This window comes from Micavibrio aeruginosavorus ARL-13, from assembly GCF_000226315.1.
Taxonomy (GTDB): domain Bacteria; phylum Pseudomonadota; class Alphaproteobacteria; order Micavibrionales; family Micavibrionaceae; genus Micavibrio; species Micavibrio aeruginosavorus_B.
Genome location: NC_016026.1, coordinates 2,222,724 through 2,238,331, shown reverse-complemented (window position 1 = coordinate 2,238,331; position 15,608 = coordinate 2,222,724). Strand labels below are relative to the sequence as shown.

11 protein-coding genes and 1 tRNA gene are annotated in these 15,608 nt (G+C 52.3%); 9 read left to right on the top strand and 3 right to left on the bottom strand.

Features of this window, described 5'->3' with window-relative positions:
* Positions 1–28 precede the first annotated feature (28 nt).
* Complete coding sequence (locus MICA_RS10605; protein WP_014103753.1) at positions 29–640, bottom strand: glutathione S-transferase family protein; 612 nt, start codon at positions 638–640, stop codon at positions 29–31.
* Between the two features lie 140 nt (positions 641–780).
* On the bottom strand, positions 781–2,286 hold the full coding sequence (rlmB, locus tag MICA_RS10600) for a 23S rRNA (guanosine(2251)-2'-O)-methyltransferase RlmB (protein WP_014103752.1): 1,506 nt from the start codon (positions 2,284–2,286) through the stop codon (positions 781–783).
* Positions 2,287–2,389: 103 nt separating this feature from the next.
* Here rlmB and MICA_RS10595 point away from each other — a divergent pair.
* Positions 2,390–2,475, top strand: a tRNA-Tyr gene (locus tag MICA_RS10595).
* A gap of 528 nt (positions 2,476–3,003) precedes the next feature.
* Here MICA_RS10595 and MICA_RS11945 read toward each other — a convergent pair.
* Positions 3,004–4,890: a MobA/MobL family protein gene (locus tag MICA_RS11945; RefSeq protein WP_014103750.1), complete on the bottom strand. Its 1,887-nt coding sequence runs from the start codon at positions 4,888–4,890 to the stop codon at positions 3,004–3,006.
* A 478-nt stretch (positions 4,891–5,368) separates the two neighbouring features.
* Between MICA_RS11945 and MICA_RS10585 the strand changes: the two genes are divergently transcribed.
* From MICA_RS10585 to MICA_RS10550, 8 genes are all read left to right on the top strand, one after another.
* Positions 5,369–5,641 (top strand): type II toxin-antitoxin system Phd/YefM family antitoxin, encoded by a 273-nt coding sequence (locus MICA_RS10585; RefSeq protein WP_014103749.1) that lies wholly within the window; start codon positions 5,369–5,371, stop codon positions 5,639–5,641.
* 5 nt (positions 5,642–5,646) lie between these two features.
* Complete coding sequence (locus MICA_RS10580; protein WP_014103748.1) at positions 5,647–6,084, top strand: type II toxin-antitoxin system PemK/MazF family toxin; 438 nt, start codon at positions 5,647–5,649, stop codon at positions 6,082–6,084.
* A gap of 544 nt (positions 6,085–6,628) precedes the next feature.
* Positions 6,629–7,915 carry a TolC family protein gene (locus tag MICA_RS10575; protein ID WP_014103747.1) on the top strand — a complete coding sequence of 429 codons (1,287 nt, stop codon included), beginning with the start codon at positions 6,629–6,631 and terminating at the stop codon, positions 7,913–7,915.
* Between the two features lie 4 nt (positions 7,916–7,919).
* Entirely contained in the window at positions 7,920–9,197 is a 1,278-nt protein-coding gene (locus tag MICA_RS10570) for an efflux RND transporter periplasmic adaptor subunit (RefSeq protein WP_014103746.1), read from the top strand.
* A 17-nt stretch (positions 9,198–9,214) separates the two neighbouring features.
* On the top strand, positions 9,215–12,400 hold the full coding sequence (locus MICA_RS10565; RefSeq protein WP_041794072.1) for an efflux RND transporter permease subunit: 3,186 nt from the start codon (positions 9,215–9,217) through the stop codon (positions 12,398–12,400).
* A gap of 14 nt (positions 12,401–12,414) precedes the next feature.
* On the top strand, positions 12,415–12,933 hold the full coding sequence (locus tag MICA_RS10560; RefSeq protein WP_014103744.1) for an EF-hand domain-containing protein: 519 nt from the start codon (positions 12,415–12,417) through the stop codon (positions 12,931–12,933).
* A gap of 41 nt (positions 12,934–12,974) precedes the next feature.
* A complete protein-coding gene (locus tag MICA_RS12175) occupies positions 12,975–13,454 on the top strand; it encodes a hypothetical protein (protein WP_148260471.1) in 480 nt (159 codons plus the stop codon).
* 84 nt (positions 13,455–13,538) lie between these two features.
* Positions 13,539–15,482 (top strand): heavy metal translocating P-type ATPase, encoded by a 1,944-nt coding sequence (locus MICA_RS10550; protein ID WP_148260470.1) that lies wholly within the window; start codon positions 13,539–13,541, stop codon positions 15,480–15,482.
* Positions 15,483–15,608: the final 126 nt, after the last annotated feature.

The window sequence follows — 15,608 nt, the reverse complement described above, 5'->3', positions numbered from 1 at the left end:
GGCGGCTTTTTAAATGGTGGGACCGATCTTATGCGGCGGCCTTGTATTCAATCTGTTCGGCGGCCAGTGTTTTTTGATAGGCCGGGCGGCTGCTCACGTCTTTCAAAACGCGCTTCACATTCGCGCCCAGCGTGACCGGCAGGCCCCAGTTGGCAATGACGGACAACAAAATGTCGGCCGCGGTGACTTTATCACCGGCCAGATATTTCGTGGTGGCCAGGCGGGCGTCCGCCTCATCCCACAGGGTTTGGATACCAGCAAGGAACAAGGGGACCAGCTGGGCCTTTGTCGCCTCATCCAGCGTTTGTTTGTTCAGCCAGAACATCCGCGTGCACGCCGGGTGCAGGGAGGCATTGCACCACATCAGCCATTCCAGCGCCTTGGCCCGGGCAATGCCGGATGTTGGCATCAGGTCATTGGCATGGGTGTCGAGCAGATAGGTGATGATGGCTGCGCCTTCTTTCACCGATTCACCGTCCACGAGCAACAAAGGAACTTGACCACGCGGGTTGAGTTTCAGGAAATCGGGTGCTTTCAAATCATCCTGCTTCACGGCCTCAAACGGGACGTTCAGTTCGTTCAGGATCACGTGCATCGCCATCGAGCAGGCACCCGGTTTGTAGTAAAGTGTATAGGACATAATGTTTCCCCTTGTTGCGTATGGACCGCTTTCAACCTAGGCCATCACCGCCGGGGTTCAAGGGGGGCGTTTTATCTGTATGTAAAAAACCCTCCCGGCGGGCCGGAAGGGTTTTTAAAGTTCGATTTTTTAAGCGGGTCTTAGGCCAGCATGGCATACAGGGCCACAGCCGCCGCGTTGGATACGTTCAGGCTGGCAATCGGTTCGTGTGTCGGCAGGCGGACCAGCACGTCACAATTTTCACGCACCAGACGGCGCATGCCCGGGCCTTCGGCGCCCAGAACGATGACGCATTTCTCCGGACGGTCCAGTTCGGCGATGGTTTTTTCGCCACGCTCGTCCATGCCAATGGTTACGTATCCGTCTTCCTTCAGCTTTTCCAGCGTCCGGGACAGGTTGGTTTCATAGGCCACGTCCAAATGGTCCACGGCACCGCATGCGGTTTTGGCCAGAACGCCGATCAATTCCGGCGCGTGCATTTTCTGCATCACGACACCGGTTGCGCCGAACGCCGACGCCGAACGCAAAATCGCGCCAACGTTATGCGGGTCGGTCACTTGATCCAGCATGACAATCACACTGCGCTCTTTTGCATTGCCGCTGATGATCAGGTCTTCGACCGATACATCTTCCAATTGGCCGCAAGCCAAGGCAATACCCTGGTGCACGGCACCCGGCGGGAACAGGCGATCCATGTCGTCCTTGCTAACCGCCAGCGGTTCCGGACGGTTCAGGCCGGCTTTCGCCGCTTCTTCCAGAACCGGGGCGAATGTTTCCATCGCGGCTTCGCTCAAATACAAAGCGTGGATGTTGCGGTTCGGGTTCAACCATGCGGCGCGTACGGCGTGCATGCCGTACAGGTTCGGGCGGTGGCTCGGGCGCCCGCCAGCCTTCAGGCGCATTTGGTCGCGCTTCGGCTGTTCGACGGCTGTGTCCGTGGTTTCTACGTCTTCACCACGGCCTTTGAACGGGGCGCGGCCTTCATGGCGGTCATCACGGCGCGGTTTGCGGTCAAAACCACCATCGCGTTGCGGGTGGTCGAATCCGCCTTCACGACGCGGTTTATCAAAACCGCTTTCGCGGCGGGGGCGATCAAACCCACCCTCACGGCGCGGACGATCACCATACGGACGATCTTCACGGGGACGGTCGAAGCCACCTTCACGACGTGGTTTATCGAAGCCGCCTTCGCGACGAGGCTTGTCAAAGCCGCCTTCACGACGGGGGCGATCACCATACGGGCGATCAGAGCGCGGACGATCAAATCCCCCCTCGCGGCGCGGTCTGTCAAAACCACCTTCGCGTTGCGGGCGATCACCGTAAGGACGGTCGGAACGCGGGCGGTCGAAGCCACCTTCACGGCGGGGCTTGTCAAAGCCACCCTCACGACGTGGTTTGTCAAAACCGCCTTCGCGGCGGGGGCGATCACCATACGGGCGGTCGGAACGCGGGCGATCATCGCGGGGACGGTCAAATCCACCCTCGCGGCGCGGCTTATCGAAACTACCTTCGCGGCGGGGTTTGAAGCCATCGCGACCACCGTCACGGCCACCAGAGCGTCCGCCTGTGGATCGTCCTGTGGATCGATCTGTGGGTCCTTTGCCTGCGCGTGGGCCGCGACCGGGGGGATTTTGTCTGGGTGCCATGGGTTTTTTCGCTTTTTCTCTGTATTTTACGGGTGGCCTCATAAATCATGTCTTGACAGAAAATGCAAAAACCTTTTTCTTCACCGGGCCTGTTCAAGGGCATGGAGGGGTGGCCGAGTGGTTAATGGCACCAGACTGTAAATCTGGCCTCTTACGAGTACACAGGTTCAAATCCTGTCCCCTCCACCATTTCATTGCGGGCCCTCTCCCGCAGATGGATGAAGCCAAAAAAGCCCGCCTTGTGCGGGTTTTTTGCTTTTCTGGGCTTACGCCTGGTTTTTATTGTTTATTGTTTTCAATATGTTAGTTGGCGGCTGCAGCGTTTCGGGTGTTTTGGTTGGCCCTTGAAATGCCACATTCCGGGATTAAATATGGAAGAGTAAGCGGGCCGGGCCCCTCTGGCGGCAGACCATAATATGTCAGGTTTGCCGTGATGTCGGACCGCATCGGGAAGGAATTTCCGGTGTTGGTTCGTTCTATTTTCATACCCCCACACCGAAAAACCTCCCGAATAGGCTGAAAACTCAGACTTAAAGGAGGAACCATGTCATTTCAGCATTTCAAGTTTATTATGTATAACTATAGTCGACTGATATATAACGACTATTTTTAAAATTTTGCGATTATGTGTAAGAAACTGTGTAAAATTAACCTATTAAGGTGTTTAAAAACTCTCAAAGTTGCGCTTGATAAGGACTTACCTCGGACCGCATACGTTTATAGGTCATAGCTGGGGTCAGAGGAATGCCGTTGCTTGGGCACGTCATTTGCGCTGGCTCTGCTGAAAGCCCCAGACATTTTCGATTCTTGGGGTGTTTCAGGTTCGTAAGGTTCTTGTTTGTATTGTGGCGGTATATCTTCGCGCTTGTCCTGCGCTTCTGTTTTGACCTTCTCTTTCACCGTTTCATAAGTGGTTTGCTTGCCGGACGTTGCGCCTGATTGGAACGCACCCTGCAAGCTTGAGTCATTATTACTGCTGTTATCGGGCATTTCTACGCGATGCCCGCGCATACTTAATTCGTGGTCGATATGCTGGCCGAATGACCGCATTTTTTCATTAGCAGGAATAAACCAGTCTTTCCGTTCCCGGTTTTGCGGCGGGGCATGGAATGGCTGGTTTGCTATGTGTCCTTTTGCATCATGGGTGATCGTCTGTTTGATTTCTTGTGCTTGTACAACAGGGTTTTGGGCGTTAAAGACCTTTGTAATGCTGGGTATCTCTTTGCCTTCTGTCGGCTTGAATTGTTCCGGTATTCCTTCACGCAATAAAGCCGCTTTAAGGGTTATCTTGATTTTGGATTCCTGCGTGGTAACGGCTTTTGCTTGCGGCTTCTCTGCAAATTGAATTGTCGGACTTTTCGCTATCGCTTTTTCAATCGAAACGACAAAGGTTTTGTATTTTATATAGCTGGCTTGCATGTTCTCCAAAACATGCAAGCGGGTCCGCATGGTCTGGATTTGATCGTGAATGCCAACACGATAAGACCGGCCATAGCGGAAATTTTGCCGGACTATCCGGGTTTGATATTCTTGATTTGATAGTTTCAGGGCACTGCGATTCAGGATGCGGGTGAATAAAAGCTCTTTTGAAAATCTTATAATCTCGGTAATCGCTTTCTTGATCGCGGATGGCAGACTCGTTTTCGTGTAGAGATTTTCAAAATGATGCACCCGCTTATCCAGCCGGGTCATTTCTTTCTCGATAGTCTGAATCTGCTCTACCAGCGGAATATCCGGCCATTGGGTGCGTTCCGCGTTCAGCCGCTTGATTTCCTCGACCAGTTCAGCCCGGCTGCGGTTCTGGTCGATAGCCTGATAATCAACCCGGCTGTCTTTTTCAGTGTCTTTGCCCGTATCTTTCCCGGTTTCTTTTTCCTGCTCCTTGGCCGGGGCTGGTGCAGGGGATTTGTCACCGGACCCGGATGACTGGCTGCCTTGTTTTCCTTCCTCCTCATCGTCGCCGTCATCGTCCGTATCATCCTCTTTGCGGTTCTTATCGGCGGCTTTACCTTCCGGCCCGATATGGATTTGCGGGATACGGTCGATGCCCTGGTCTTCCAGCGTCCGGCGGTCGATCTGGATGTCTTCAAAACCCGCTCTTTGCAGCGCGTCATTGGCGAGGGTTTCCCAAACCTTGCGGATCAGCTCAATCTCATGCGGGCCTTTCTCCTTATCGTCCAGGACGCGGGTTTTAGCGCCAAGCCCGTCTTTTGTGATTTCGCGGGTGGTGAATAGAAGATGGGCGTGATGATTGCGGGGGTCGTGATCGTCACCGGGGACAGGGGAATGCAAGGCACCATCCACGGCCACGCGGTAGCGTTCGACCAGCCACCCGGCCATATCGCGGACAAGGGCTTCGCGGGCCGGGGCTGGCAGTTCATGCGGCAAGGCCAGAATAACCTCCCGCGCCACGCGGGAATTCTTACGGGTTTCAGCCCGTTCAGCCGCGTTCCACAACAGGGCGCGGGTGTAGGTGGTTTCAGGGGCACCAGCCGGGGCGACGATGAAGGAAGAAACAACGCCTTTGCGGTTTTGATAACGGTGGGTATGTCCGGCGCGTTCATCGTGGATAACGGCTCCGGCGCGGTATGCGGCGGCGGCCACGGCAGAGTGGCCGTCTGACCGTGAGAACACCCGCAATGAACAATGATAAATCGCCAAGGTTTCCCCGAAACCTTTCTTTCCCCATGGGCGATTTATCGTTGTTCATTGTGTTGTCGAATCGCCCGGCCCCAAACAGCCGGGCGATTCGACAACGATGCGGCGCAGCCGCATCCAAGGCCCGGCAGGGCCGCACCCTTAAGCACTGCAAACGCAGTTTGCGTAAGTGCGCTCTTAAGCCCTTCTTCTATTCTGGATGAAATCTCTTAAGAATCAGAAAACGCCCTCAAGGGGGCCGTTTGCCATGTTCTTCCGGCTATGGGGTTGCCGAGGTCTGATCCCCTCCTTTTAGGCTGATTCTGGTGCTTTACTCAAGGCAGGGGATGGGGTTTTGGCTATGTTTTCCAGTGCTTATTCTAGACTTTGACAAATATACGGAAATCCCGTAATATGAAGAATATGCGGAATATAGGAGGTTGCCATGATCGAGATTCCAGCCACAGAATTTGCTAAGAATTTCGGGCGGTATAAAGAACTGGCGCAACGTGAAACCGTTGCCATTACCAGCCACGGGCGCACCAGCGGGTATTTTGTATCGGAACATGAATATGCCGAATATACCCGCCTGAAAGCCCGCGCCGTCAAAGCCTATGATGTTGCTGAACTGCCGGACAACCTGGTTGCAGCCCTCAAAACCGTCAAGATGGATTCTCGCCACGATCACCTGAATGATCTTCTTGACGATAAAGGCTAGACGGGATGCCTTTACCGGAGCCGGAAGTCGGCCTTGTCATTTCCTATGCCTATCTCTGGCGGCATGAGGCCGAAGCCGGGCAGGAGGAAGGGGTCAAAAACCGCCCCTGCGTCATCATTCTTTCCATACAGGATCAGGACGGCATCAAGACCGTGACCGTGGCACCCGTCACGCATACACCGCCCCAAGACCCGGAAACGGCCCTTGAAATCCCCCCGCGCGTAAAAAACCATTTGGGGCTGGATATGGAGCGGTCATGGATCGTGCTGAACGATCTGAACGTCTTTGCATGGCCGGGGTTTGATTTGCGCCCTGTACCGGGTGCGCAGGGGCGGTATGATTACGGCTTCCTGCCCCCGGCCTTGTTCAGTCGCGCTGTAAAGCAATTACTCACTCTGCGGCAAAAGAAACGGACAAAGATACAGGTGCGGGATCAGGAGTAGGGAGCAAACGCATTGTTAGCCTTGGTGAATATGTATTTCTGTGTAAAAGCCTATTGTTAACTAACTATAGCGATGCTATATCTTTACATATGCGCATCTTACTCATGATCCTTGTTTTTGCTATTGGATTCAGCGGCTTTCCAGCTGCTGCCTATGCATTTTCAAAGGACTCATGCGATTCTGCAATCCTTTCCCAACTAGCAGATACAAACCATGAGGGGTGCTCTGATCATCACCAAGATCAGAAAGAGAAGGCCAGTCACGATAAGGCAGAAAAATCAAAATGCCTCGATTGTGCCCATTGCTGCACTAGTCATGCATTCAATGCATCAAGTTACTCTCTAAAGTTTCATCTGGAAGCCAGAAAAGTTTTCCCTATATTGAAAGATCGCCCTATTGGCGATTACCATTTTTCTCTTTTACGCCCCCCAAAAGCTCTCGTCTGATTAAAGGGATTCCGGCCTGATTAGGCCCGCCCCTTCACGCCGCCCTGCAAAGGCGGCATTGCGATTGATGCAATTTAATCACGACAAGGAACTTCAAAATGATCGTTTCTGCAAAACGCCTGCTTCTGGCGGGGCTTCTGGCGACTACCTTTTTAATATCTTCCCCCACTTTCGCACAAACGGTTGATGTGCCCGCAACGCTTGTTCTCGATCAGGCTATAGCGTGGGCCTTGGAACATTCGCCCGTGCTAGGCGCATCAGCAAGCCGTGCCGACGCCGCTAATGCCAGCCGGTCACAGGCGGGCGCGTTGCCAAACCCGGAAATATCTGTTGAAGCTGAAAATATTTACGGTGACGGTCCTTATGATGGAGTGGACGTTGCAGAAATCACCTATGGTGTTTCGCAACTTGTCGAATTGCCGGGGAAGCGCGGCAATCGTATCCGGGTGGCCGAAGCAGAAAAAACAAAGATTCATTATGCCAGCGACGGCGCGCGGCTTGACCTGATACGGGACGTCACAATCGCCTATGCGGAATTGGTCGCCGCGCAGCGTGACCTTGCCGTGATCGCGGAAGAACGCAACCTTGCGGCGGAAGTGCGGAACAGCGTCGCCGCCAGAGTGGATGCCGGAAAAGAGCCGCCTATTCAAAGGAACAAGGCGGAGATTGAGCTTTCTTCAAGCGATATTGCGCTTGAACGCGCGCGCCGTTCCGTGAACACAAAAAAGAAGGCGCTGGAAATTTTAATGGGCGGTAATTTAGGCGATTTTACCGTTGACGCACAAACCCTTCCCGCGCCCACAGAGCCGGAGCCATTCTTATATTATAGGGAGCAGCTTGCCAGAACCCCGGACGTTAAAAGCTTTGAGGCCGATGTTACACAAGCGCAATCCATGCTTTCCTTGGAAAAAGCCAGTGCTTTCCCCGACCCGACAGTGGGCTTTGGCGTAAGACAATTCCGCGAAGATGATCGCCAAGCTTTCGTGGCAGGCGTTTCATTTCCGCTTCCGGTCTTCAATATCAATCGCGCGGGCATACAGCGCGCCGGGCATGAATTGAACGCCGCAAAACTGGAACAGCGCGGTGGAGAATTATCATTAGAAGCGTCTCTAACGGAAGCTTATGAGAATTTTGTGAGCGCATACCGCGAAGCAAGCACCCTGAATGATTCCGTACTGCCGGGAGCCGAGGAAGCTTTTTCATTTTCCCGGCAGGGTTATGACGCGGGAAAATTTGGCTATCTGGAGGTCCTGGACGCGCAGCGCACTTTGTTTGATGCCCGCAGGCAATATAACGAAGCCATTTTCGATTATTACCGCCAGCGCGCCACGATCGAACGTATGACCGCAATTCACGCGCATGAAAACACGTCTAACAAGGAATAAAACCATGAAGAAAACAAAGTTAAAAACATTTCTGATTGCGTCGGTGGCGATTGCCGCATTGCTCGGTGGGCTTGCCTATAATGAATTCACGCCACCGAGTTATGCAGCTGAGGAACATGGCGACGCACATGCCCATGAGGAAGGTGAGGAAAGCCATGATAAAGGCGAAGAAAAGCACGGTCACGCCCATGAAGAGGAACACGGTCACGGCGGCGAAGGCAGCCATGCGGAAGAGGGACAGGTTGCTTTAAGCGCGGCACAAATCGCGGCTGCGGGTATCAAGGTAGCGGTTGTCGGCCCTGGCAAGCTGGCGCGCGAGGTTTCAGTACCGGGCAGGATCGTCGCGTCTGCCGACCGCATGGCGCAGATTGTTCCTAAAGTTAGCGGCACTGTTACAGAAGCCAGAAAGAATTTAGGCGATACGGTCGAGCAGGGCGAAATACTGGCCCTGATTGAAAGCCGGGAAATGGCAGAATCTTTTGCGGATTATCTGGCCGCAAAACGTGCCGAAGAACTCGCCCGCACGAATTTCAACCGTGAAAAAGGATTGTGGGATAAGAAAATCACGGCGGAACAGGATTACTTAAGCGCAAAAAACACGCATCAAGAGGCCAAAATCCGCCTTGATCTGACCCGCCAGAAGTTACAGGCCTTAGGTCATGATTCCGATACGCTTAAAGCCTATGAAAGCACCAATGCCGACAGATTGCGGTTTCATGAATTGCGCTCCCCCCTGCCGGGGCGCGTGATTGCGCGTGAATTAACGTTAGGGGAATATGTGGATTCCACGCATTCCGCCTATACGGTTGCGGATTTAAGCACGGTCTGGGTAGAAACGGCCATTGCGCCGGGCGATCTGGCTTTCGTTAAGGAAGGACAAGGGGCCGTGATAACGGGAAGTGGTGGCAAGGCTGAAGGAAAATTGATTTTCGTCAGCCCTGCCATTGACTCTGAAACGCGCTCTGCCAAAGCCATTATTGCACTGGACAATGCAGACGGCGCGTGGCGGCCAGGTGAATTTGCAAATGCCGCGATTGTGACCTCCGCCCAGGAAACAGATTTGATTATTCCGAAAGAGGCGGTGCAAACCATTGAAGGCAAGCCTGCCGTCTTTGTACGAACGGGCAGCGGCTTTGAAAAGCGCGACATAACGATCGGCCGGGAAGATAGTCGCCATGTGGAGATTATCTCCGGCGTTACATTTGGCGAACCCGTTGCCGTGTCCAATACCTTCACACTCAAGGCCGAGCTTGGAAAATCCGAAGCTGAACACGCCCACTAAGAAAGCTGGTAATTATTATGATTGAACGTATCCTTAAATTTTCTATCGCTCACCGGCTGTTAATCGTCATGATGACCGCCGTTCTGGCCGCTTATGGTATGTATTCCCTGAGCAAGCTTCCTATCGACGCCGTGCCGGATATCACAAACAATCAGGTGGCAATCAATATTGAAGTGCCGTCTTTGTCCCCGTTCGAGATAGAGCAGCAAGTCACTTATCCTATCGAAACGGCAATGGCTGGCATTCCCGGCCTAGTCTATACGCGGTCGATATCTCGTAACGGATTTGCGCAGGTCACGGTGATTTTCAAGGATAACGTCGATCTTTATTTTGCGCGCGCGCAGGTCAATGAACGTCTGGCGCAGGCTAAAGAGTCCTTGCCGGAAGGCGCGGAGCCGCGCATGGGCGCGATTTCAACCGGTCTTGGCGAGATCTATATGTGGACGGTCGAATATGAAGACCCGAACGCGCCTTATACCACGCCCGAAGGCCGGGTGCTGCAAAATGAATTTGAAAAAGCCATGTATCTGCGAACGGTGCAGGACTGGATTATCCGTCCACAGCTTAAAACCGTTCCGGGGGTTGCGGAAGTGGACGCCATTGGCGGGTACGCGCAGCAATATCATGTGCAGCCAGACCCACAAAAACTAGCCGCGCTTGGTCTGTCTTTTTCCGATGTGATCGAGGCGCTTGAACGAAATAACGCCAGCACCGGCGCGGGATTTCTTGAACAAAAGGGAGAATCTTATGTTGTGCGCGCAGACGGGCGGCTGGAAACGATTGAACAAATCGGCAATGTCGTTTTATCAACCCGCGGCGGGATTCCTTTATATGTGAAAGATGTGGCAAATGTTGCGCTTGGCAAGGAATTACGGACAGGAAGCGCCAGCGAAAACGGGCATGAGGTCGTCGTAGGGACGGCCATGATGCTGAAAGGTGAAAACAGCCGGATTGTTTCCAAGGCTGTTGACGCAAAACTTGCGGAAATCAATAGAACTCTTCCCGAGGGTGTCAAAGCAAAAACAGTCCTGAACCGCACCAAGCTGGTAGATGCAACGATTCACACGGTACAAAAAAACCTTGGTGAAGGCGCATTGCTGGTCGTTGTCGTTCTGTTTTTGCTGCTTGGAAATTTCCGCGCAGCCCTGATTACGGCGCTTGTTATTCCTATCGCCATGATGATGACCGCCACCGGCATGTTGAAAATGGGTATCAGTGCGAACCTTATGAGCCTTGGCGCTCTGGATTTTGGCCTGATTGTGGACGGCGCGGTGATCGTGACTGAAAACTGCTTGCGCCGTCTGTCCGAACGGCAACACCATGAGGGACGTCTTCTAACCCTGTCGGAGCGCATGGAAGAAGTGATGGAGGCCAGTCGCCAGATGATTCAGCCCGCCGTTTTCGGACAGGCTATTATCATCACGGTTTATTTGCCGTTGCTGACCTTCTCGGGCGTTGAGGGCAAAATGTTTGAGCCGATGGCTATGACGGTCATTATCGCGCTGGTCGCCGCCTTCATTCTGTCCATCACCTTCATTCCGGCCATGATCGCCATATTTATCCGTGGCAAGGTCGAGGAAAAGGAAAACCGTATCATTGCGAAAGCGAAATCCGCTTATGCGCCTATGCTGAATTGGAGCCTAAAAAGACCAAAAACGGTTATTCTCGCCGCGCTTGCGTTTTTTGTGTTTTCAATGCTGGTGGGAACGCGACTAGGACAGGAATTTATCCCGACGCTCGATGAAAAAGATATCGCCATGCACGCTATGCGTATCCCCAGCACCGGTATATCCGAATCCACGGCTATGCAGCTGCAAGTCGAAAAAGCAATCAGCGTTTTGCCGGAAGTGGCGTTTGTCTATGCCAAAACCGGCACGGCTGAAATGGCCGCCGACCCTATGCCGCCGAACGTATCGGATACATTCATTATTCTGAAACCTAAAGATGAATGGCCGGATAAATCCATGACCAAGCCTGAATTCATTGAAAAGCTCGCCAAGGCCGTCGAACAGGTGCCGGGTAATAACTATGAATATACCCAACCTATTCAAATGCGCTTTAACGAACTGATCGCGGGCGTCCGCAGCGACGTGGCGATCAAGGTTTATGGCGATGATTTTGACGTCATGAGCGCAACAGCAAATAAAATCGCCTCTGCCTTGCGTAGGGTTAATGGCGCAGCGGACGTGAAAGTCGAACAGGTAACAGGCTTGCCCATGCTGGATATCGACCTGAATAAAGGAGCGATCGCCCGTTATGGCCTTAATATCGGAGATATTCTTGATCTGGTTGCGGTGGCGATAGGCGGACAGGAGGCGGGCCTCATTTTTGAAGGCGACAGGCGTTTCCCTATCGTGGTGCGTTTGCCAGAAGAAATCAGGCAGGATATCCCTGCGCTTGAAAACCTGCCCGTTCCCGTACCGCATGAAAACGGTGGGCGCGGCGCGTTCGTGCCTTTGAAGGAATTGGTCAGTTTCCGCCTTTCCGAAGGGCCGAACCAGATTAGCCGCGAAAACGGCAAACGGCGCGTGGTCGTACAGGCCAACGTCCGGGGCCGGGATATAGGCTCTTTTGTGGCAGAGGCACAGGATGTGCTGAATGAACAGGTTAAAATTCCTTCAGGCTATTGGCTGGACTGGGGCGGACAGTTTGAAAATCTTGAGGCGGCGCGTGCCCGCTTGATGATCGTCGTCCCCGCGTGTTTTTTCCTGATTTTCATGATGCTGTTTACGGCCCTTGGGTCGACCAAACAAGCGTTGCTCGTCTTTAGCGGCGTTCCGTTGGCGATATCGGGCGGCATTCTGACCTTATTTTTGCGCGATATGCCGTTTTCAATTCCGGCAGCAGTAGGTTTTATCGCCCTGTCTGGTATTGCTGTGCTGAATGGCCTGGTGATGATTAGTTATATCAATCACCTTGTCGCAAAAGGTATAGCGACCAGCGAGGCGATTGTGCAGGGGGCCTTAACGCGCCTTCGGCCCGTTCTTATGACCGCGCTTGTGGCTTCGCTTGGTTTCGTGCCTATGGCTTTGGCAACCGGTACCGGGGCCGAAGTACAAAAACCGCTGGCAACCGTCGTCATTGGCGGCCTTGTCACGGCCACGTTACTGACTTTGATTGTCCTGCCTGCGCTTTACAAACTTTTCTCAAAGAAAGATCAGGCTGTTGCGGATGAAGAGTTTTTAGAAAGCATAACCCATTAACAAGGAGAAAAACGATGACCAAGACTTTAGGAACGCTTCTGGTGGTTTCACTCTTGTCTATACCATCCATCGCCATGGCAGATGACAAGAAAGAAGTGCCTGAATACTTACAAAAGAAGTATGATCGGCGCGTCGAAGATATGAAAAAATTTGATAAAAACAAAGATGGTGTCCTGCAAGCTGAAGAACTTCGGGAAAGCGTGGCAACGAAGTTTGACGCGGCGGATATTAATAAAGATGGTGTTATTTCCGAACAGGAACGGGCGGCTTCATTGGATAAATTTAAATCTGAAACGGGCGGCGCTTATGGTGAAGCATTAAGCAGGAGCCAGACAAACAGAATTAAGAATCGTTATAACAATGCGGACAAAAACAATGATGGAAAAATATCCCAGGAAGAATATCAGGCCTACATGGAAAAACACCAAACGAATTTTGATCGTGATGGTGATGGCGTGATTTCCAAGAAAGAATACCGCCTGGATGGAGAAAAACTACCCAGTTCATATGTTCGCAAGCTTAAAGAAGATTAATTATAGAAGCGAATTTTTTAACCCTGACAGGAGTGAATAGAATGAAACGAAGACTGCTTTTAACGACACTATCCGTTCTGGCTTTATCATTTCCGGCATACGCAGAAGATGGGCATGGCCATACCGACGATAAGGCACATGCTCATGAATCTTCCGGGGCGCATAGCGACGGACATGGTCATGATGACGGAAAACCTCATTTTTCGGTCGCCAGGCCGGACAGCACGGAAGCAGCCTGGAATTTAATGAATGAAACCATTATTGCGGCTCAAAAGGCTATCGAAACGGATGATGCGAATGTTTTGCATGAATCCGGTGAAAAGCTTGAGGCTGCCATTGAGGCCCTCCATGGTTTTGCCGATAAAGGAAATGAAAGACTGGGACAGGCCCTTGGGCAGCTTACAAAGACGGTTGATCGTTTTCACCATGCGGCAGAAGATAACGACAAAGCGGGGGCATCCGAGTCCCTTTCTCTTTTGGTTTCACAAAAGGATTTGGTGAAATCACTTTATCAGCCATAACCGGGACAACGCCCTGATTAAATGACAGAGAGAGCGCGGATTGAAAACTGCGCTCTCCCGTAATCAGACTATAGAAAGTAAGATATGAGCGAACACCACCAGAATTCTAAAGTGTCATCCTGTTGCAGCAGCGGGAAGAGCATAAAGTCGCAGGAAAAAAGCTGGTTGGGGAATCCTCAGATGCGAATGACGGTATTGTGCGGCACGGCGCTGGGACTTGCCTATATTATTGGCTTTCTAATTCCTTCTTTAGAAGATATCGCGTTTCTGGTCGCTCTTGCTGTGGGACTAGTTCCTATCATGCGCCGCGCTTATGACGGGGCCAGACAAGGAAATCCCTTCACCATTGAAATGCTTATGACGATTGCGGCAACCGGGGCGTTCTTTATCGGTGCCACGCAGGAAGCTGCAATGGTCGTATTGCTGTTCCTGATTGGCGAATTGCTGGAAGGTATAGCCACGCGTAAGGCGAACGCCAGCATTCAGGCCCTTGCGGCGCTTATTCCTAAAACGGCTTTTTTGGAACAAGACGGAACAACAAGCGAGGTTCTGGCCGAAACTTTATCTATCGGTTCCGTTATTCTGGTGCGGCCCGGTGATCGGGTTGCGGCAGACGGTGAGATTATCGAGGGCGAAAGCGCAATAGATGAAGCTCCCGTCACGGGTGAAAGCGTGCCAAAGAAAAAGAAAACGGGCGACGTGGTTTTCGCGGGAACAATCAACGGCGACGGTGTTCTGCGTATTCGGGTCACGGCGTCGGCCAGCGACAATACGATCGCCCGGATTATCAAGCTTGTCGAGGAAGCGCAGGAAAGCAAGTCGCCCACGGAACGATTTATTACTCGGTTTTCGCGCTATTATACGCCCGCTGTGTTGCTGCTCGGTTTTTCGGTGGCGGTTATTCCGCCCCTGTTCATGGGGGAATCATGGTATGAATGGATTTATAAAGGGCTGGCAATTCTTCTGATAGGTTGTCCCTGCGCCCTTGTTATATCCACGCCTGCCGCTATTGCCGCCGGACTGGCGGCGGGCGCGCGGCGCGGCCTTCTCATGAAAGGCGGCGCGGTACTAGAGAATTTACGATCTGTCACGCATGTTGCCTTGGACAAGACCGGAACAATCACGGAAGGCAAGCCGGTCGTTACAGATGTAATCGCATTGGGGCGTACAGAGCCGGATATCCTGTCGCTTGCTGCTGCCATAGAAACAGGTTCCTCCCATCCTCTGGCACTTGCCATTGTCGCGCGGGCAAAAGCTGCACAAGTGAATATTCCAATCGCGTCGGATTCCAAAGCCATTGCAGGGAAAGGCGTTTCAGGGAGTGTGGCCGACCAGACTGTCTATTTATATTCCCCATCGGCGGCGCAAAAAGTGGCCCCGTTGAGTTTAGATCAAATATCCAAGATCGAGCTTCTCAACGATGAGGGGAAAACCGTGTCGGTTTTGCTTGTGGACGGAGAGATTGCGGGATTATTGGCAATTCGTGATGAACCGCGCGCAGATGCACTTGAGGGGCTTAAAGCGCTAAGAGATGCAGGAATTGTTACGCTGATGCTGACCGGCGATAATCAGCGGACGGCGGATGCTATTGGCAGAAGCATGGGGATTTCGGAAATTTACGCGCACATGATGCCGGAAGATAAACAGGCCATTATTCAAAAACTGCAATCTAGCGGTTTTATCGTCGCCAAGATAGGCGACGGCATTAATGATGCGCCCGCCTTAGCCGCGGCAGATATCGGCATTGCTATGGGCGGCGGCACGGACGTTGCCTTGGAAACAGCGGATGCTGCCATTCTTCACGGCAGGGTTCTTGATATCATTAATATGATTTCCCTGTCTAAAAAAGTGATGGAGAATATCCACCAGAACATTGTAATTTCCTTGGGTTTAAAAGTCGTATTTTTAATCACGACCATTGCGGGTATTACAGGATTATGGCCCGCCATTCTGGCCGATACAGGGGCAACCGTGCTGGTAACGGCCAATGCAATGCGCCTTTTACGCTGGCGAGGAAGGATTAGTTAGGAGGAAGATATGAATGAAGCTGTTTTTCTTTCGATTATAATTCCATTTTAAAAGTCTAATCCGCAATAAATAAAATGATGGAAAAAGTGGGATTCGAGCCCATCGGTGAGGTTTATCCCCACGATG